Raw genomic sequence first — 17,899 nt, 5'->3', positions numbered from 1 at the left:
TTTATCTAACCTAAGTCTAAAAAGGAAATCCCAATGGACATTAAAAAGACATACAGCATCAGTGAGCTCGCAAAAGAGTTCGACGTGACAACCCGGAGCATTCGTTTCTATGAAGATCAAGAGCTGCTCAGGCCCACACGGCGCGGGCAGACACGGATCTTCAGCTCAAAGGATCGAGTGCGTCTAAAGCTTATTCTCCGCGGCAAGCGAATGGGATTTTCCCTGGCGGAAACCAAAGAATTATTCGACCTGTGGGACGAAACCCTTAGTGGCAATGAAAAACAGCTGCTGAAAATGCTGACCATCCTGGAAAATAAACGGGCTCAGCTGGAACAGCAGAAAAACGACATTGCCCAGGCAGAAATGGAAATGGATACAGCTGAAGCCCGGTGCCGAGAAGCCCTGGCAGAGCTGCAGAAGAAAAAGAAACAGCAGGCCCCGGTAAAAGAAGAAGCCAGGCAGACCGCTGAAAACTAATGAATGACAGAAATCAAAGGTAGCCAACGATGAAATCACAGTACTCAGAGCTCAACTTCGGCCTCGGCGAAACCCTCGATATGCTCCGCGAGCAGATCAACGGCTTTGCTGCTTCCGAAATCGCACCGCGCGCCGAGGAAATTGACCGCAACAACGAGTTCCCCATGGACCTGTGGCGGAAAATGGGCGACATGGGTCTGCTGGGTATCACCGTGAGCGAAGAATACGGCGGCTCCGACATGGGCTACCTGGCGCACGTGATTGCCATGGAAGAAATCAGCCGTGCCTCCGCCTCCGTTGGCCTCTCCTACGGTGCCCACTCCAACCTGTGTGTAAACCAGATTCACCGCAACGGCACCGAAGAGCAGAAACAGAAATACCTGCCAAAACTCGTTAGTGGCGAACACATTGGCGCCCTGGCCATGTCCGAGCCCAACGCCGGCTCCGACGTTATCTCCATGAAACTCAGCGCCAAAGACGCCGGTGACCACTACGTCCTCAACGGCAACAAAATGTGGATCACCAACGGCCCGGACGCACACACCTACGTGATCTACGCCAAAACCGACACCCAGGCCGGCTCCAAAGGCGTAACCGCCTTTATCGTAGAACGCGACGCCCCGGGCTTCAGCCGCCACCAGAAACTCGACAAACTCGGCATGCGCGGCTCCAACACCTGTGAGCTGGTATTCCAGGACTGCAAAGTACCCAAGGAAAACGTCCTTGGCGGCGTTGGCAACGGTGCCAAAGTCCTTATGAGCGGCCTTGACTATGAACGCCTCGTTCTTTCAGGCGGCCCGCTGGGCATCATGCAAGCCGCCATGGACGTCGTCGTCCCCTACATCCGCGAGCGCAAACAGTTTGGCCAGGCCATTGGCGAGTTCGAACTGGTACAGGGCAAAGTCGCCGACATGTACACCTGGATGAACACCGCCAAGTCCTACGTCTACATGGTTGCCATGTCCGCCGACCGCGGCGCGGAAACCACCCGTAAAGACGCCGCCGGCGCGATCCTCTACTCCGCCGAAATGGCCACCAAAATCGCCCTGGACGCCATCCAGCTGCTCGGCGGTAACGGCTACATCAACGAATACCCGACAGGCCGCCTGCTTCGCGACGCCAAACTGTATGAAATCGGTGCTGGTACGTCCGAGATCCGTCGGATGCTGATCGGCCGCGAGCTGTACCTGAACAAGTAAAACAGCTTCACGCCACCGGCTCCCGAGGCCTTTTACGGTTCTAAGGAAGCCAGCACCCAAAGTGTGACGGAGGGGGCGGTGGCAGGGCAGTCCGGGAATGTAGAGGGCCATGGATGGCCCGAAACAAGCGCACATGGATGTGCTCGTAGCGGTTCCCGGACTGCCCTGCCACCGGCCCCGACTCCCCGAGGTCAGGAAGTCAAAACCATGACAATACTGCAAAGCAAGATTAACCCCAGGTCCGAAGAGTTCCAGGCCAACCAGGAATCCATGGCCCAGGCCGTAGCCGACCTGCGAGACAAAGTTTCCACCATCCAGCAAGGCGGCGGCCCCTCCTACCAGGAACGCCACATCGCCCGTGGCAAACTGCTGCCCAGAGAGCGCATCAACCGCCTCCTGGACGACGGCTCCCCGTTCCTGGAAATCGGCCAATTCGCCGCCTACAACGTCTACGATGAAGAAGTCCCCGCGGCAGGCGTGATCGCCGGCGTGGGCCGCGTCTCCGGCACCGAATGCATGATCATCGCCAACGACGCCACCGTAAAAGGCGGCAGCTACTACCCGCTTACCGTGAAAAAACACCTGCGCGCCCAGGAAATCGCCCTGCAGAACCGCCTGCCGTGCATCTACCTGGTCGACTCCGGCGGCGCCAACCTGCCCCGCCAGGACGAAGTCTTCCCGGATCGCGACCACTTCGGCCGCATCTTCTATAACCAAGCCCGCATGTCCGCCGACGACATCCCGCAGATTGCCGTCGTTATGGGCCTGTGCACCGCCGGTGGCGCCTACGTGCCCGCCATGGCGGACGAATCCATTATCGTCCGCAACCAGGGCACCATCTTCCTGGCCGGCCCGCCGCTGGTGAAAGCCGCCACCGGTGAAGTAGTGACCGCCGAAGACCTCGGTGGCGCCGACGTACACTGTAAAATCTCCGGTGTTGCCGACCACTACGCCGAGAACGACGCTCACGCCCTGGAAATCGCCCGGCGCAGCGTCTCCAACCTGAACCGTCGCAAGCCAACGGATGTGGAAATCCGCAAGCCTAAGGCACCGCTGTACGACGCCGAAGAAATCTACGGCATCGTTGGCACCGACCTGCGCAAGCAGTTCGACGTGCGCGACGTCATCGCCCGCACTGTCGATGGTTCCGAGTTTGACGAATTCAAACGCTACTACGGCCAGACCCTGGTGACCGGCTTTGCCCACATTCACGGCTACCCGGTGGGCATCATCGCCAACAACGGCATCCTGTTCAGCGAAGCCGCCCAGAAAGGCGCCCACTTCGTTGAATTGTGCTGCCAGCGCAACATCCCGCTGCTATTCCTGCAGAACATCACCGGCTTCATGGTCGGCCAGAAATACGAATCTGAAGGCATCGCCAAGCACGGCGCCAAGATGGTTATGGCCGTGGCCTGTGCCAACGTACCGAAGATCACCGTGCTGATCGGCGGGTCTTTCGGGGCGGGCAATTACGGCATGTGCGGCCGCGCCTACAGCCCCGACTTCCTGTGGATGTGGCCCAACGCCCGCATCTCCGTCATGGGTGGCGAGCAGGCCGCCGGCGTTATGGCCACCGTTCGCCGCGAAGGCATGGAGCGCAAGGGCCAGGAATGGAGCGCCGAGGAAGAGGCGGAATTCAAGCAGCCGATCATCGACACCTACGAACACCAGGGCCACCCCTACTACGCCAGTGCTCGCCTCTGGGACGACGGCGTCATCGACCCGGCCCAGACCCGCGAAGTGGTTGCCCTGAGCCTGTCTGCCACCCTTAACCGACCCGCCAAGCCAACGCGCTTCGGCGTGTTCCGGATGTAATCGGGGAGACTGACATGACAGACAACGAATCCGCAGTTCTGCTCAGACACCGATCCGAAGGCATTGCCGAGGTGGTTCTCAACCGCCCCGACAAGCACAACGCCTTCGACGACGTGATCATCCAGCAACTGATCAGCACCCTCACCGAGGTGAATGCCGACAACAGCGTTAAGGTCGTGATCCTGCGCTCCGAAGGCAAGCACTTCTCGGCCGGGGCCGACCTTGGCTGGATGCGCCGTATGGCCGAGAACTCCCGCCAGGAAAACCTGGACGATTCCCGGGAACTGGCGCGGCTGATGAACGTACTCAACCATCTGTCCAAGCCGGTGATCGGCCTGGTACAGGGCGCTGCCTTCGGCGGCGCGGTGGGCCTTGCCGCCTGCTGTGACATCGTCATTGCCACCGAGAAATCCAGCTTCTGCCTCAGTGAAGTGAAGCTCGGCCTGATTCCGGCGGTGATCAGCCCCTACGTGGTGCGCGCCATCGGCGAGCGCCAGGCCCGGCGGTATTTCATCTCCGCCGAAGTGTTCACCGCAAAGCAGGCTCAGGAATACGGCCTTGTACACATCGTCTGTGACGATGTCGAAGCCATGGAAGCCCGCTGCAACGACATGCTCCAGCAACTGGCCATGAACGGGCCCGAGGCCATGAAAGCCGCCAAGGACCTGGTATTCGCCGTTAGCCACAAGCCCATCAACGACGACGTGATTGACGACACGGCACACCGCATCGCGGATATCCGGGTGGGTGAAGAAGGGCAGGAAGGGCTCAGCGCCTTCCTGAACAAGCGCAAGGCCAACTGGGTTCCGGAGGAAGAATAACAATGTTCAGCAAGATACTGATCGCCAACCGGGGCGAAATCGCCTGCCGGATCATACAAACCGCCCACCGCATGGGCATTCGCGTTGTCGCCGTCTATTCAGAGGCCGACGCCAATGCACGGCACGTGGCCATGGCCGACGAAGCCTTCCACATCGGCCCTGCACCCAGCTCCGAGAGTTACCTGCGGGCTGAAAAGATCATCGAGATTGCCAAGCAGAGTGGCGCCCAGGCCGTTCACCCGGGCTACGGTTTCCTCTCGGAAAACACCGCGTTCGCCGAAGCCTGCGAAGCCAACAACATTGTCTTCATTGGCCCGCCCTCCTCGGCCATTGCCGCCATGGGCTCCAAATCTGCGGCCAAGGCCATCATGGAAAAAGCCGGCGTACCCCTGGTGCCCGGTTACCATGGCGACGACCAGTCTGTGGAAACCCTGCGGGCCGAAGCCGAGAAATGCGGCTTCCCGCTGCTGCTCAAGGCCGTTGCCGGTGGCGGCGGCAAGGGCATGCGCGTGGTAAATAACATGGGCGAATTCGACGACGCCCTGGCCGCCGCCAAGCGGGAAGCCCAGAACGCCTTTGGCAACCCAGACATGCTGATCGAACGCTACCTGACCCAGCCACGGCACGTGGAAATTCAGGTGTTCTGCGACAAGGATGGCAAGGGCGTGTATCTGGCCGAGCGTGACTGCTCCGTGCAGCGCCGCCACCAGAAAGTCCTGGAAGAAGCCCCGGCCCCCGGCCTGAGCGAAGACACTCGCAAGGCCATGGGTGAGGCCGCCGTGCGCGCCGCCCAGGCCATCAACTACGTGGGTGCCGGCACCGTCGAATTCCTGTACGACGTGGACGGTTCCTTCTTCTTCATGGAGATGAACACCCGCCTGCAGGTGGAGCACCCGGTTACCGAGATGGTGACGGGCCAGGATCTGGTGGAGTGGCAACTGAAAGTGGCTTGGGGTGATGCCCTGCCGCTGGAACAGTCCCAGGTGAAAACCCGGGGCCACGCCCTGGAAGCGCGGATTTACGCCGAAGACCCGGACCAGGACTTCCTGCCGGCCACCGGCAACCTGCGTTACCTGAGCACTCCGGATGAAAGCGCCCACGTGCGGGTCGACACCGGTGTGACCGAAGGCGACGACATCAGCATCCACTACGACCCCATGATCGCCAAGCTGATCGTGTGGGACGAAACCCGCGACCAGGCCATCAACCGCATGGTCCAGGCCCTGGAGCATTATCGCATTGCCGGCGTGAAAACCAACATCCGGTTCCTGCACGCCCTGGCCGATGCCCAGCCGTTCCGGGAAGCAGACCTGACCACCGGTTTCATTGATGACCACCGGGAACTGCTGTTCCCGAAATCCAAGCTGGATACCCACAAAGCCCTCGTCCTGGCCGCCGGCTTCGTTCTGGAGCAGCGCAAATCCCGGGAAGTGGTCAGCACCGACCCCTGGTCGCCATTTGGCCGCCAGAACAGCTGGCGCATGAACTCCGAGTACGCCCAGCCACTGCAGCTGCAGGTCGGTGAAGAGATTCACGACCTCAAGGTGCTTGAGCGGGATGACCGTTATCAGGTGTACGTGGGCGACAGCGTCTACAACCTCACCGCCCGCCTGGACGACGATTATCTGCAGGCGGTCATCAACGGCCACCGCATCAGCATCCACGGCAACCTGCACAACGACCAGCTGGTGCTGTTCTACGAAGGCGATACCTTCAACTGCAACGTGTACAAGGAAAGCTACGGCTTCGAGGAAATGGCCGGCGACGGCAGCCTGGCCGCGCCCATGAACGGCGCCATCGTGGCCGTGCAGGCCAAGGTCGGCGACAAGGTAACCGCCGGCCAAAGCCTGGTGATCATGGAAGCCATGAAGATGGAACACGCCATCAAGGCCCCGGCCGACGGCGTGGTCACCGAGATCTTCTTCGCCGAAGGCGACCAGGTTTCCGAAGGTGCCGAACTGATTGCCATTGAGGTGAACGACCCTGAAGCGAAACAAGAGGAGGCAGGCTGATGGCCTTTCCCAAACAGGTTCGCCTGGTTGAGATGAGCCCCCGGGACGGACTCCAGAACGAGCCCGGCCCGGTGATCGCCACCGCCATCAAAACCGGGCTGATCGACCGCCTGGCAGACAGCGGCCTGAGCCACATCGAGGCCGCCAGCTTCGTGTCCCCGAAATGGGTGCCACAAATGGGCGACGCCGCCGAGGTGATGGCCGGCATCAATCGCAAGGCTGGCGTTCGCTACTCCGCCCTCACCCCGAACCTGAAAGGGTTTGAGGGGGCACTGGCAGCGAAGGCCGACGAAGTGGCCGTGTTCGGCGCCGCGTCCGAATCCTTCACCAAAAAGAACATCAACTGCACCATCGCCGAAAGCCTCGAACGCTTCGCCCCGGTGGTGGAAGAAGCCCGCAAATACGGCATCCCCGTGCGTGGTTACGTTTCCACCGTCATGGGCTGCCCGTACGAAGGCGACATCGCCCCGGAACAGGTGGCCAGCGTGGCCAAAGCCCTGTACGACATGGGCTGCCACGAAATCTCTCTGGGCGACACCATCGGCGTGGGCACCCCGATCAAAGCCAAGCGAATGCTCGAAGCCGTTGCCGCCCATGTGCCCATGGAAAAGCTGGCAGCCCACTTCCACGACACCTATGGCCAGGCACTGGCCAACCTGTATGCGGTGCTGGAAGAAGGCGTCAGCGTCATCGATGCCTCCGTCGCCGGCCTCGGCGGCTGCCCCTACGCCAAAGGCGCCTCGGGCAACGTCGCCACCGAAGACGTGCTATACCTGCTTAAGGGCCTTGGCATCAAAACCGGCGTCGATCTTGAAAAGCTGGTCGCCACAGGCGACTGGATCTGTGGCCAGCTGAACCGCCACAACGGTTCCAAAGTCGGCCAGGCACTCGGCGGCAACTGCCAATGATCAAATTGGCGGGCGGGAACAGCTTCCCAGGACTGTCTGCAGCATGGATGCTGCAGTCAAGCTTACAGGGACGTATTTACAGCGTGTCCTGGGAAGCTGTTCCCGCCCGCCAAAGCACCGAACAAGAAGGCTAGGAGCCAAGAATGAGCAAGAAAAACGTAGTCGCCCTGGATCTCCCCATCCCGGAGATCAGCGAGATGCCAGAGGACACCCAGAAGTACTTCCAGATCTGCCAGGAAAAGCTGGGCATGATCCCGAACGTACTCACGGCCTACAGCCAGAACCTCAAACAACTGGAAGGTTTCACCCGCCTGTACAACGAGCTGATGCTTGGCGAAGGTGAACTCTCTAAACTGGAGCGGGAAATGGTCGCCGTGGTGGTCTCCTCAGAGAACAAATGCTTCTACTGCCTGGTTGCCCACGGCGCCGCCGTACGGGTCCTGAGCGGCGATCCCCAGCTGGGTGAGCATATGGTGATGAACTACCGCAGCGCCAAACTCGACAAACGTCAGCGGGCCCTGCTGGATTTTGCCTCCCACCTTACCCGCTCACCGGCCACCGTCACCGAAGACGACATCCAGGCCCTGCGGGATGCCGGTCTCAGCGACCGCGGCATCTGGGATCTCAGCAACCTGATCGGTTTCTACAACATGTCCAACCGCGTGGCGATAGCCAGCGATATGCAACCTAACCCGGAATATCACAGTCAGAGTCGCTAGCAGGTAAACCACCCTGCTCGCCCTCGAATACAAAAACAATGGAGGCAGAGATATGAGCAAGACTCTACCAAGTTATACCAGCGGAACCGCGGAAAAGCCCCTGCTGGGCATGACCATCGGCGAAATGCTCGACCGCACCGCCGAAAAATACCCGGACAACGAAGCCCTGGTGTGCCTGCATCAGGACATTCGCTGGACCTACAAAGAGTTTGTTGAAAAAGTCGACGAAGCCGCCCGGGCCTTCATGGCCATCGGCGTTAAGCGCGGCGACCGTGTGGGCATCTGGTCCCCCAACCGCTACGAGTGGACCGTTACCCAGTTCGCCACCGCCAAAGTCGGCGCCATCCTGGTGAACATCAACCCGGCCTACGGCGTGCATGAACTGCAATACGCGCTCAACCTGGCCGGCATCACCACCCTGGTAACGGCAGACACCTTCAAGGCCTCCAACTACCGTGAAATGATCTACGAGCTGGCCCCGGAGCTGAAACGCAGCGCCCCCGGCAAACTCAAGGCCGACCACGTGCCCGAGTTGCGTGCCGTTATCAACGTGCACGAAGACAAGCACGATGGCATGTGGACCTGGAAGGAATTCGTCGGCTTCGCAAGCGACGTATCACAGGACGATCTGGTAAAACGCCAGGGCGAACTGCAGTTCGATGATCCCATCAACATCCAGTTCACCTCCGGCACCACCGGTAACCCGAAAGGCGCTACCCTCACCCACCACAACATCCTCAACAACGGGTACTTTGTGGGCGAGAGTCAGCTGCTTACAGAAAAAGACCGCCTGGTGATTCCGGTGCCGCTGTACCACTGCTTCGGTATGGTCATGGGCAACCTGGGCTGCATTACCCACGGCTCTACCATGATCTACCCGGGCGAAGGCTTCGAACCCAAGTCCGTTCTGCAGGCCGTGCACCAGGAAAAGGCCACCGCCCTGTATGGCGTGCCAACCATGTTCATTGCCGAACTGGCCGAGCCGGAGTTCGAGACCTACGACCTCTCCACCCTGCGCACCGGTATTATGGCCGGCTCCATCTGCCCGGCCGAGGTGATGAAGAAGGTCAACGGTAAGATGAACATGAAAGAGGTTCAGATTGCCTACGGCATGACCGAAACCAGCCCGGTTTCAACCCAGACCAGCTCACTGGACCCTTTCGAGAAGCAGGTAACCACCGTGGGCCGCACCCAGCCGCACCTGGAAACCAAGATCGTTGATCCGGGCACCGGCAACGTGGTTCCGCGCGGCGAGATCGGTGAGCTGTGCACCCGGGGCTACAGCGTGATGCTCAAATACTGGAACAACGAAGAGAAAACCCGTGAAGCCATCGACGATGCCGGCTGGATGCATACCGGCGACCTGGCCACCATGGACGAAGAGGGCTACATCCAGATCGTGGGCCGCATCAAGGACATGGTTATCCGCGGTGGTGAGAACATCTACCCGAAAGAAATCGAAGAGTTCCTCTACACCCACCCGGCCATCGAAGAAGTACAGGTAACCGGCATTCCCGATGACAAATACGGCGAAGAGCTGATTGCCTGGGTGAAGCTGGCTCCGGACGCGGCGCCCGTCACAGCCGAGGACCTGCAGGCCTTCTGCAAGGGCAAGATCGCCCACTTCAAGATCCCGAAGAACTACAAGTTCGTGGATGAATTCCCGATGACCGTCACCGGGAAGATCCAGAAGTTCAAGATGCGGGAGATTTCAATCGAGGAGATGGGGTTGAAGAAATAACCACAGTCCCCGCTCTGGTTGAACCGACAAACCCTGGCTTTTGCCGGGGTTTGTTGTTTGGATCTTTGGCAGGTGACCCCGAATCCGCGCTTGTCAGCGCCCGATCACCATGCTTCACTGCACTGATTAGCATGCATATTGAGCGTGGAGAGAATCCTCTGCTCGCCCCGTCAGGACGGCCAACACATCCAGGGAGCCAACGCCATGGAGCGCCAAGACGCAGATCCTGCGCTCAAGCCGGCACTGATGCAGTTCGATATGGCACTGGCCGAATTTGCCCGCGCCCGCAAAGCAGACCCTAAAGCCTCCAGCCTCAGCCTGCTGGAACGCGCAAGGATGCTGATGACACTGCCGGGTGGCTTCGACGCCATCTACCGACGCGTGCGGTCGCTCGAATCCGCCGGCATTTTTGGCACCAGCGACTGGGCACGACCGGCCCTCCTGCAACCTGCGCTCGCCAAGCACTCGCTGAGGGCGGCCGGTCCCGTTACCACGATTGTGGAAGCGATCAGCGAACTACGCATGCTGGCCGTGACCCGCGGCAAATATTTCCATCCGGGCATTTCAGCGGAACAGGCTCGCCATTATCTCACCCAGGTAATGGCTCTGAACCTGGACCTGCTATCTGGCCAGCTCACAGAAGCCGATCGGGAACGCCCAAAGCAACTCGGGGTCATCGTTCAGGAACTCTACCGTTATCTGATATCCCATCTCGGTTATGAAAGTCTGCTGGACAGCCTGGTGGCAGAAGTCTGGCGGTTGCTGGACCAGGGCCCGGTACAGGTCGAAAGTATTCGCGAGATGATCGTCCAGATCGCCAAGTGTCTCTACGATCCCGACATCAAGACCGAACGCAATGCCGACGCAACCCGACTGGTAAAGGCGCTATTTGCCCCCACACCCGCCAGTGCCGAGGACCCGGGCCTTGCCGTTTACGAGCAGCGCCTGAAAGACATGGACGACGTGGCACTCTCCTCCGAGGCCACTTACTTTGCCCGCAGCATGTTCGATACCGGCCTAGCCTCCCCCTACCACGCGGTGATGCTCAGGTTCCTGCGCGCCACCGGCCAGGACGATCTGATCCCCAACACACTGGGCCTGACCATGACCGGTCTGGACGATCTCTACTGTTACAGCGAGCTGGTTCATGCCTTGATCGACGAGGCCATCTACCCGGAGACCTGCCAGGCCGTGTATGGCCTGACGATGATGCTGGAACGCGGGTCGCTGTTTACCCCCTCGGTTGCCCAGGCCCTGTGGCGGCAGATCAAGCTTCGCCCCTCTGCGGAAACCGAACAGACCCTCAGAGAAGCGTTCGGCGATGAGCGCCCGCCGAGGGTGTTCCTGCTTGCCGGTGTTATAAATCTACTGGGCCAGCCGCTGGGTGTTGGCCAGGGCAACAACCCCACCTGCCAGTCCGCCATTGGTCTTTCGATGTGGGCATCCAACGAGGCGGATTACCTGCTCCAGGTTCTGGCCTGGGCAGCCCGGGACAACGAGGTGCTGAGCCGCTTCGAGGGCCAGGAGGTTTCTTCCCGGGATCTGGAGCCCGGCCTGGTGAAAGGCACTCCAGTGGACGTGGACCCGGTATCGCTGGTGCTTATCCCCCACCTGGACCGCATCTACGGCGAGATGTGGCGCCGCTGTGAAAACCGGGATGACGATGCCCACCGCTGGATCAACCCGGAATTTTACGGCTGGTGGGTCAGCCACGGCTTCCGCGCGGTAACCGATGTGAAAACCGGTGAGGTGAAGGACTATGAAGGCTTTATCCGGCATTTCTACGCGAGTTACCACCCCTTCTACAATGGCAACATCCCGGTCATTCACGCCCAGCCCGCGGGCATAGCGGTAACTGACAGCGCCGCACGTTTCGTTGGCCGACACGCTATCAACATTCTGAGGGTCGCCCTGAGCCCGAAAAACGAGATGCGGGTTTATTTCTTCAACCCCAACAACGACAGCGGCCAGAACTGGGGCCAGGGCATTACCTGCTCAACCCACGGCAATGGCGAACTGCGCGGCGAAGCCTCCCTGCCCGTGGCCGAATTCACCTCCAGACTGTACGCCTTCCACTACGACACCCTGGAGCTGGGCGACCTCTCGGCCATACCCGATGAGGAAGTGGCCCGGGTGATGGATCTTGGCTACACCAGCTGGGCAGCGCCCACCGAGGAGACACCGGAGTAACGACTGACACAGCGCTTTCTAGTAGCTCTCAGTCTTACCTGTAACCGGCGAATAGGGTTCGCCTTCCTCGTCCTGAAGCTGATAGTCGTAGGCCGCCTGCAGACCGGTATCCTCTTCGGTCTCTTCCTCCGGCTCGTACTCCAGATACCGCGGGTAAAGCGGCGAGAGCATGGCCACCACAATGCCGATTGCGCAGAACATGGCAAACGCATCGGCATAACCGGCTTCGCTTACCAGCATACCGACCACGGGTGAGCCTGCCGCCTGCCCCAGGGACACCGCCATGAATGGCAGTACCGGCCCCATGGAGAGCCGCCCCGGCAGCAGACGGATGCCGGTCATCAGATACAGCCCGGTAAGACTCATGTATGCCAGGCCAAAAACCAGGGCCGAAAACGCCGAAATCAGCTGGTTGTCCGGGCTGGCAGCCAACAACGCCAGACTCGCAGCCAGCATCATCAGCATCAGGGCCTGGGTGATCGGCGAATTGTTGCGATCGGCCAGATCGGCCACCACTGCGCCACCCAGGCCAGCAACGCCAACCCCCAACCACAGCCAACCAGTGGCATCGGATGGCATGGCACCCAGATTGACCACCAGGTCGGGCGCGAAGATCCAGTAGGCCGCAGAGACAAAGCCCATCATGAAAGCGAACAGCGACAGCCTGAGCAGGCGCCACCATTGATCCGTGCTGATTGGCTGCGCCGGTGCCGCATTCGCAGGCACGACACGGGAAACGGAGGGGATGAAGAACCAGGTGGCAATCACACCGATGACGGCCAGCACCGCAAAGGACGCGTAGGCATAGCGCCAGGCACCGGCCAGGAACAGGATCGTCGGCACAGCGATAACAACGCCAATGCTCGTGCCCGCATTCATCACCGAGCTGACCCGACCATGCAGGGAGCGTCTTACCAGAGCCTGCATCGCTGCTGTAAGCGCCGGCATCATCAGGCCCGTGCAGATACCACAGGCGACAACCCCAACACCAAGCGAAACCGCACCAACTGCCTGACTGATCAAGGCCAGACCAACCGCACCGAAAATTCCGGAGGCCATGGCGGTGTTACGGGCACCCAGGCGATTCGCGGAAAGCGGCGCAACCATGGTCGCAAACACGAAGCTGATCAGCGGGAGCGCACCGATGATACCGATCACATCGGCTCCCAGATCCAGATCGGCCCGGATCGGGGGCACAAACAAACCAAACGCAAAGCGCGCAAGCCCGTAGCTGATTGCGATCAGTGCTGCGCCCAGGAGTGCAAATGACGTGCTCGAAGGAAACTTCATTCCGCTGTGCTCCTTGCGCTATGCATCCCCTCAGCCTAGACATCCGAACGAGGTTTTTAAAGCACCGGGCATCTTTGGCGACTCATCCGAAACGTGTCTATCGAGACATCCGATTTGAATTCCAAAAACCCGCTGAGTTACGCTGGCTATAAAACGAGCAGCATGGTAGTCGACCGCTATGGCACAGCCCCTGGAAACACCCCGCGAACCAACCTCCACCGTAGCGCCCCTGAACCCGGACAATGTGGCCCTGCTCGAACAGGAAGGCTTGTCACTCAAGCCGCTGGACCCTATCGGTGTTGAAATCTATGGCGCAGACGTGCGCAACCAGCTGCCAGAGCCTGCGATAAAGGCTCTGGAAGAGGAAATGGCAAATCGCGGGTTCATTGTTTTCAAGCGCCAGGCGGGCCTCTCGCCCGAAGAACTGATTGATGCCTGCAAATGGTGGGGCGGCCGTGAGATCCACTCCACCCACGGTGTTCATCCCGCAACGCCGGGCCGCAACCGGCACATCTTCCGCTGCTCCAATGATGGCCGCCAAGGCATTCTCGGCGTTGGCCCACAATGGCACAACGACGGCAGTTTCGAAGCTGCCACCTTCTCCCACAGCGCCTACTACATGGCCCGCGCACCGGAGAACGGCGGCGGTACCCACTTCGCGCACCAGGGCGCCGCGTTTGATGCGCTGCCGCCGGAAAAACAGGATCTCTGGGAACGCTTGGTGTCGGTGAACTCCGCATCCAGCGTGACCCACCCCGTGGTTCACACCCACCCGATTTCCGGCCGCAAAAGCGTTTGGCTGCACCTGGGCATGACCGGCGCCATCATAGAACGCCTGCCGGAAGATGGCCTGACACTCGACCAGCTAAAAACCCTGCCCGCCCCCGCCGACAGCTTCCGGTTGCTGGACGAAGCCGCCATGAAAGAGCTATTCAACGATTACAACGACCTGTTGAACGACTCCTTCAAGGATGGTTACGGTATTCGCTACGAATACGACACCGGCGATCTGCTGTTTATCGACAACTGGGCCGTTGCCCACCGCGCCTCACCAGAGGCCCACCTGCCGGCAGAGCAGCAGGGCCTGCGCATCATGGACCGGGTAACCATCAAAGCTCCGCGGAACCTCGCGCCCCACTTTGGCCTGCCGCAATACATCAATATGGCCGGTCCTCACCCGTTCAATAAAGATGGCGTATGGCAGGCTGGTGGCGTGGGCTTTCGCTGGAAAGATGACATTCGTATGCAGAATTAGGCGAGCCGGTTTAAGATAACTCTGTTATCGCAATCTGCTGGACCCTGCCATGAAAGCGCGTGTGCAGTCTTACCTCACACTGATCCTTCTCTGCCTGCTCCTGGCTGCGCCGCCGCCTGCCGTTGCCGAAACTGTCCTGCGTGTTGCCTATGAGGATAAAACCCAATTTCCCTACTACATGGGTGACACCGAAAAGGTCCCGGAGAATCCCGGCGCGGCAGTGGAACTGGTCAAACTGCTGGAAGAGCGGATACCGGGTTTGCGGATCAAGTTCAGCCGCTACCCCTGGAAGCGATGCCTGGCCATGCTGGAAACCGGCCAGGTGGATGGGATATTCAATGCTTCCTACAATGCTGCGCGTACACGAATTGGCGAATACCCCCGGCGGGACGGCCAGGTTGACCCCACCCGACGACTGACCACCATCAGCTACCATCTATACGCCCTGCCAGATACCGATCTTGGCTGGACCGGCGAGGCGTTCGAGGATCCCGACCTGGAGATTGGCGCACCACTGGGTTACTCCATCGTGAGCGATCTGGAAAGCCTCGGCGTCTCCGTGATGAAGGTTCGCAGTTCCAGGCAAAGCCTCCAACTACTGACTGCGGGACGAGTCCATGCCGTTGCCCTTCAATCCGTCACCGCGGATTTCCTGTTAAGCCGCAACGCCGACCAGCTCGCGGGGATTGTCCGGATTGATCCACCCCTTAAAACCAAACCCTACTACCTGATGCTCTCGCGGGAGTTCAAAGCGACAAACCCGGAGCTTGCAGAGCTAATATGGAATGCCATCGGCGAACTCAGAGAAGAAAAGCTAGAGGACCTGGCCCAGCCCTATCTGTCGGAACCGGGTTAATTATCTTTCGAAAGCTGGTTAAGCCGAGTCATCACAAACGCCGCGATGGAGAGAATCAGAATCGCAATGGCCTCGAAGAGAATATTCTCGGGCGCCATATCCTTGCCCTGAAGAATAATCAGTCGAGCCAGTGCCGTGATGGCAATGAAAATGGGGAATACAGAAGCTGACCGTCGATCCGAGTAGAACACGGCCACCATGCCGATGACCTCCAGATACAGGAACATCAACAGAATGTCTGCGAGATTGATGCTCTGGGCGATATAGAGCGAGTGGAGCTCGAACGCGACCCCACCAAGCGTCATTAACACAACGATGAACAGCAGAATGCGCTCGATTATCTGGAAAAGACCAAGCGCCCACTTCTTTTCGGAAGCATCCATGGGGTTTGCCTTGTTGTTTGAGGGTATGTCGCTTTGGAAAGTCTAGCCAAGTAATCAGCCGACGCCGATCACATTGATTAACGTGCGGTTCCGCGATGAGCCAACCCATAGTCAATTGCCGCACATACCGCGACAGCCTGCGCGGCATTGCATTGCTCGGGGGTTACACGGGGGCTATCAGGGTAAACCTCGGTGGTGGTCCGGTAAGGAGCGCGGGTAATACCGGCGCACAGGCCCCACTGCGTGAGCGGATACTGGATCACGCCCCGGGCGACCACCGGTGAGCCGAAGATCTTGCCGCTCTCATCAGCCGGCGCGATATGCGTGACCTGCTCCACCGCCTTGATCAGTGCCTGCTGGAATTCGGGTTTCGGATTCTCGCTGTCATCAACGACATAAAAGCCATCGGGAATCCCGGCCGGCTCAAACGGTTTGCCGTCGCGGGCCGCCAGCGCCGGACGAAACTCCGATTCGTCGGTATCGGTGGTCTCGTGCAGGTCGACATGAATCAACGCACGATCACGAACAGGCGCCACCAATCGCATGAGGGCGGCCGACTCCTCCGCTGGGCTATCTTCGTGGAACGAGCGGTTCGGGTCAATCGCGTTGGGGTTCCAGCGATGAATGCGCTCATAGGCCCAGGGACTGACACAGGGCGCAACCAGCAAATTCACCTTGCCAGCATAATCCGCCGCGTGCTTATCCAGGAACTGCAGCGCGCCATGAACGCCGCTGGTTTCGTACCCGTGAACCCCGCCCGTTATCAGCACCACCGGCAGATCGTTATTCCAGTCGCGGCTGCGAATCGCCATCAGCGGATAATAATCCGGGCCGTAATCCAGAGCACCGTACTCTTCCACATCAAAGCGCGAGCGCAAGCGCTCGATTACACTCAACACCTCCGCCTCGTAACTGCGCTGACGGGTCTGCCGTGACAACCACTCCGCGCGTTCCGCGTCGCCCCAGGGAGTGCCAGGGGTGCCGATTGGATAGTCTGTTGAAGCTGTGTTCATAGCAGCGCTCCGTTAACGATCGCCCGCAACTCCTGACGGATGGGGTAGGTGGACGACGGAATCAGTTGCGTCATGAAAATCATCACCAGTTCCTCTACGGGATCGACAAAAAAGTTAGTGCTCGCAAGGCCACCCCAACCGTACTCACCAACCGATCCGTTGGTCTGGGATTTGGCGACGTCAGTCTTTACCGAAAAACCCAGACCAAAGCCAGTCCCGGCAAAGGGTGTCTCGCTGAATGCACCGACAGACAGGCCCGGTAGATCCTGATTGCGAGGCAGATGGTTACGACACATGAATTCCAGAGTTTTTCGACCAATAATCCGCCGCCCCCGGAACTCGCCAGCCTGACACAGTGCCTGGGCGAAGTGGAAATAATCGTCGATGGTGGAAACCAGCCCGCCGCCGCCAGACATAAACTGGGGCTTGCGCCGGAAGGGAGACGTCTCGGGGTCATCCTGCAGCGTGAACTGATCACCAGCCTGGTACTGATAGCATGCAGCGAAGCGCTCAAGCTGATCGTCACGAACATGGAAGCCGGTGTCAGGCATATCCAGGGGCTCAAAGATATGCTCTCGAAGATACTCATCAAACGGCTTATCAGCCAGCAACTGCACCAGATACCCAAGCACATCCGTGCTGACCGAATAGTTCCAGGCTGTGCCCGGGGAAAACTCCAGCGGCAGCTCTGCGAGGTGATCGACCAGGGCTTCCAGCGTCATACTCCGGCTGCCATCCAGCTTAAGCTCACGGTAGGCAGCGTCAACGTTGGTGCGCTGCATAAATCCGTAAGTCAGGCCTGACATATGCGTGAACAGGTCGCGAATTGTCATGGTGCTGGATGCAGGCGTGGTCAGGAAGTTGGGGTAAACACCGCTTTTATAAATCCGCCGGGTTCTCCAGGCAGGAATATACTTGTGTACGGGATCATCCAGTAAAAACCGCCCCTGTTCATAAAGCTGCATCATGGCGATAGATGTGATCGGCTTGGTCATGGAATAGATGCGGAAAACCGTATCCCGGCGGACCGGCTTGTTCCGTTCCACGTCCATCAATCCCTGGGCTTTCACATAGGCAACCTCCCCTCTCCGGGCGACCAGTGTCAGCGCGCCGGGTAACTTCCCCGGCTGGATGTAGCAACGTTCGAGGTGGCTTTCAATGTTTGAAAGATGATCCGTAGACAGGCCAGCAACCTGTGTGTGTTCCGTCATAGAGGGGGC

The 17,899-nt window shown here is 59.6% G+C and carries 15 protein-coding genes; 11 read left to right on the top strand and 4 right to left on the bottom strand.

Annotated elements, in window-relative coordinates; genetic code table 11:
* The first annotated feature begins 33 nt into the window (after nt 1-33).
* The 9 genes from KEHDKFFH_RS12345 to KEHDKFFH_RS12305 all read left to right on the top strand — a co-directional run bounded on the left by KEHDKFFH_RS12345 (nt 34) and on the right by KEHDKFFH_RS12305 (nt 11,882).
* A complete protein-coding gene (locus KEHDKFFH_RS12345) occupies nt 34-477 on the top strand; it encodes a MerR family transcriptional regulator (protein ID WP_064227315.1) in 444 nt (147 codons plus the stop codon).
* A gap of 29 nt (nt 478-506) precedes the next feature.
* A complete protein-coding gene (locus KEHDKFFH_RS12340) occupies nt 507-1,676 on the top strand; it encodes an isovaleryl-CoA dehydrogenase (RefSeq protein WP_104322199.1) in 1,170 nt (389 codons plus the stop codon).
* A 207-nt stretch (nt 1,677-1,883) separates the two neighbouring features.
* Nucleotides 1,884-3,491: a carboxyl transferase domain-containing protein gene (locus KEHDKFFH_RS12335; RefSeq protein WP_064227313.1), complete on the top strand. Its 1,608-nt coding sequence runs from the start codon at nt 1,884-1,886 to the stop codon at nt 3,489-3,491.
* Nucleotides 3,492-3,505: 14 nt separating this feature from the next.
* Nucleotides 3,506-4,312, top strand: a complete 807-nt coding sequence (locus KEHDKFFH_RS12330; RefSeq protein ID WP_104322198.1) for an enoyl-CoA hydratase-related protein — start codon at nt 3,506-3,508, stop codon at nt 4,310-4,312.
* A 2-nt stretch (nt 4,313-4,314) separates the two neighbouring features.
* A complete protein-coding gene (locus KEHDKFFH_RS12325; RefSeq protein ID WP_104322197.1) occupies nt 4,315-6,324 on the top strand; it encodes an acetyl/propionyl/methylcrotonyl-CoA carboxylase subunit alpha in 2,010 nt (669 codons plus the stop codon).
* Nucleotides 6,324-7,232 carry a hydroxymethylglutaryl-CoA lyase gene (locus KEHDKFFH_RS12320; protein WP_104322196.1) on the top strand — a complete coding sequence of 303 codons (909 nt, stop codon included), beginning with the start codon at nt 6,324-6,326 and terminating at the stop codon, nt 7,230-7,232. The genes KEHDKFFH_RS12325 and KEHDKFFH_RS12320 overlap by 1 nt, the downstream gene beginning before the upstream one ends.
* A gap of 143 nt (nt 7,233-7,375) precedes the next feature.
* Nucleotides 7,376-7,951 (top strand): peroxidase-related enzyme, encoded by a 576-nt coding sequence (locus tag KEHDKFFH_RS12315; protein ID WP_104322195.1) that lies wholly within the window; start codon nt 7,376-7,378, stop codon nt 7,949-7,951.
* A 52-nt stretch (nt 7,952-8,003) separates the two neighbouring features.
* Nucleotides 8,004-9,692, top strand: coding sequence for an AMP-binding protein (locus tag KEHDKFFH_RS12310; RefSeq protein ID WP_104322194.1), 1,689 nt, complete (start codon nt 8,004-8,006; stop codon nt 9,690-9,692).
* Between the two features lie 204 nt (nt 9,693-9,896).
* Nucleotides 9,897-11,882, top strand: coding sequence for a hypothetical protein (locus KEHDKFFH_RS12305; RefSeq protein ID WP_104322193.1), 1,986 nt, complete (start codon nt 9,897-9,899; stop codon nt 11,880-11,882).
* Nucleotides 11,883-11,900: 18 nt separating this feature from the next.
* Here the strand turns inward: KEHDKFFH_RS12305 and KEHDKFFH_RS12300 are convergent, their stop codons facing one another.
* Nucleotides 11,901-13,172, bottom strand: coding sequence for an MFS transporter (locus tag KEHDKFFH_RS12300; protein ID WP_104322192.1), 1,272 nt, complete (start codon nt 13,170-13,172; stop codon nt 11,901-11,903).
* A gap of 178 nt (nt 13,173-13,350) precedes the next feature.
* Between KEHDKFFH_RS12300 and KEHDKFFH_RS12295 the strand changes: the two genes are divergently transcribed.
* The gene (locus KEHDKFFH_RS12295) at nt 13,351-14,427 is read left to right on the top strand and encodes a TauD/TfdA dioxygenase family protein (protein ID WP_104322191.1); all 1,077 of its coding nucleotides are present in this window, start codon (nt 13,351-13,353) and stop codon (nt 14,425-14,427) included.
* Between the two features lie 49 nt (nt 14,428-14,476).
* Nucleotides 14,477-15,283, top strand: a complete 807-nt coding sequence (locus KEHDKFFH_RS12290; RefSeq protein WP_104322190.1) for a substrate-binding periplasmic protein — start codon at nt 14,477-14,479, stop codon at nt 15,281-15,283.
* Here KEHDKFFH_RS12290 and KEHDKFFH_RS12285 read toward each other — a convergent pair.
* The 3 genes from KEHDKFFH_RS12285 to KEHDKFFH_RS12275 form a co-directional block, all read right to left on the bottom strand.
* Nucleotides 15,280-15,666, bottom strand: coding sequence for a phosphate-starvation-inducible protein PsiE (locus KEHDKFFH_RS12285; protein ID WP_104322189.1), 387 nt, complete (start codon nt 15,664-15,666; stop codon nt 15,280-15,282). The two genes, KEHDKFFH_RS12290 and KEHDKFFH_RS12285, sit on opposite strands and share 4 nt — an antisense overlap.
* Nucleotides 15,667-15,743: 77 nt before the next feature.
* Nucleotides 15,744-16,679 (bottom strand): M14 family metallopeptidase, encoded by a 936-nt coding sequence (locus KEHDKFFH_RS12280; RefSeq protein WP_104322188.1) that lies wholly within the window; start codon nt 16,677-16,679, stop codon nt 15,744-15,746.
* Nucleotides 16,676-17,890 carry a serine hydrolase domain-containing protein gene (locus tag KEHDKFFH_RS12275; protein ID WP_104322187.1) on the bottom strand — a complete coding sequence of 405 codons (1,215 nt, stop codon included), beginning with the start codon at nt 17,888-17,890 and terminating at the stop codon, nt 16,676-16,678. Before KEHDKFFH_RS12275 ends, KEHDKFFH_RS12280 begins: the two co-directional genes overlap by 4 nt.
* Nucleotides 17,891-17,899 lie beyond the last annotated feature (9 nt).

Origin of the sequence: Marinobacter maroccanus, from assembly GCF_002933275.1 — a bacterium.
GTDB lineage: Bacteria > Pseudomonadota > Gammaproteobacteria > Pseudomonadales > Oleiphilaceae > Marinobacter > Marinobacter maroccanus.
This window is presented reverse-complemented; position numbering and strand designations above follow the sequence as displayed.

What these genes read in the sequence shown, in the direction of transcription:
- KEHDKFFH_RS12345 (WP_064227315.1), top strand. Translation starts at nt 34, where the DNA reads ATGGACATTAAAAAGACATACAGCATCAGTGAGCTCGCAAAAGAGTTC.
- KEHDKFFH_RS12295 (WP_104322191.1), top strand. Translation starts at nt 13,351, where the DNA reads ATGGCACAGCCCCTGGAAACACCCCGCGAACCAACCTCCACCGTAGCG.
- KEHDKFFH_RS12340 (WP_104322199.1), top strand. Translation starts at nt 507, where the DNA reads ATGAAATCACAGTACTCAGAGCTCAACTTCGGCCTCGGCGAAACCCTC.
- KEHDKFFH_RS12280 (WP_104322188.1), bottom strand. Translation starts at nt 16,679, where the DNA reads ATGAACACAGCTTCAACAGACTATCCAATCGGCACCCCTGGCACTCCC.
- KEHDKFFH_RS12290 (WP_104322190.1), top strand. Translation starts at nt 14,477, where the DNA reads ATGAAAGCGCGTGTGCAGTCTTACCTCACACTGATCCTTCTCTGCCTG.
- KEHDKFFH_RS12310 (WP_104322194.1), top strand. Translation starts at nt 8,004, where the DNA reads ATGAGCAAGACTCTACCAAGTTATACCAGCGGAACCGCGGAAAAGCCC.
- KEHDKFFH_RS12325 (WP_104322197.1), top strand. Translation starts at nt 4,315, where the DNA reads ATGTTCAGCAAGATACTGATCGCCAACCGGGGCGAAATCGCCTGCCGG.
- KEHDKFFH_RS12320 (WP_104322196.1), top strand. Translation starts at nt 6,324, where the DNA reads ATGGCCTTTCCCAAACAGGTTCGCCTGGTTGAGATGAGCCCCCGGGAC.
- KEHDKFFH_RS12315 (WP_104322195.1), top strand. Translation starts at nt 7,376, where the DNA reads ATGAGCAAGAAAAACGTAGTCGCCCTGGATCTCCCCATCCCGGAGATC.
- KEHDKFFH_RS12300 (WP_104322192.1), bottom strand. Translation starts at nt 13,172, where the DNA reads ATGAAGTTTCCTTCGAGCACGTCATTTGCACTCCTGGGCGCAGCACTG.
- KEHDKFFH_RS12305 (WP_104322193.1), top strand. Translation starts at nt 9,897, where the DNA reads ATGGAGCGCCAAGACGCAGATCCTGCGCTCAAGCCGGCACTGATGCAG.
- KEHDKFFH_RS12335 (WP_064227313.1), top strand. Translation starts at nt 1,884, where the DNA reads ATGACAATACTGCAAAGCAAGATTAACCCCAGGTCCGAAGAGTTCCAG.
- KEHDKFFH_RS12275 (WP_104322187.1), bottom strand. Translation starts at nt 17,890, where the DNA reads ATGACGGAACACACACAGGTTGCTGGCCTGTCTACGGATCATCTTTCA.
- KEHDKFFH_RS12285 (WP_104322189.1), bottom strand. Translation starts at nt 15,666, where the DNA reads ATGGATGCTTCCGAAAAGAAGTGGGCGCTTGGTCTTTTCCAGATAATC.
- KEHDKFFH_RS12330 (WP_104322198.1), top strand. Translation starts at nt 3,506, where the DNA reads ATGACAGACAACGAATCCGCAGTTCTGCTCAGACACCGATCCGAAGGC.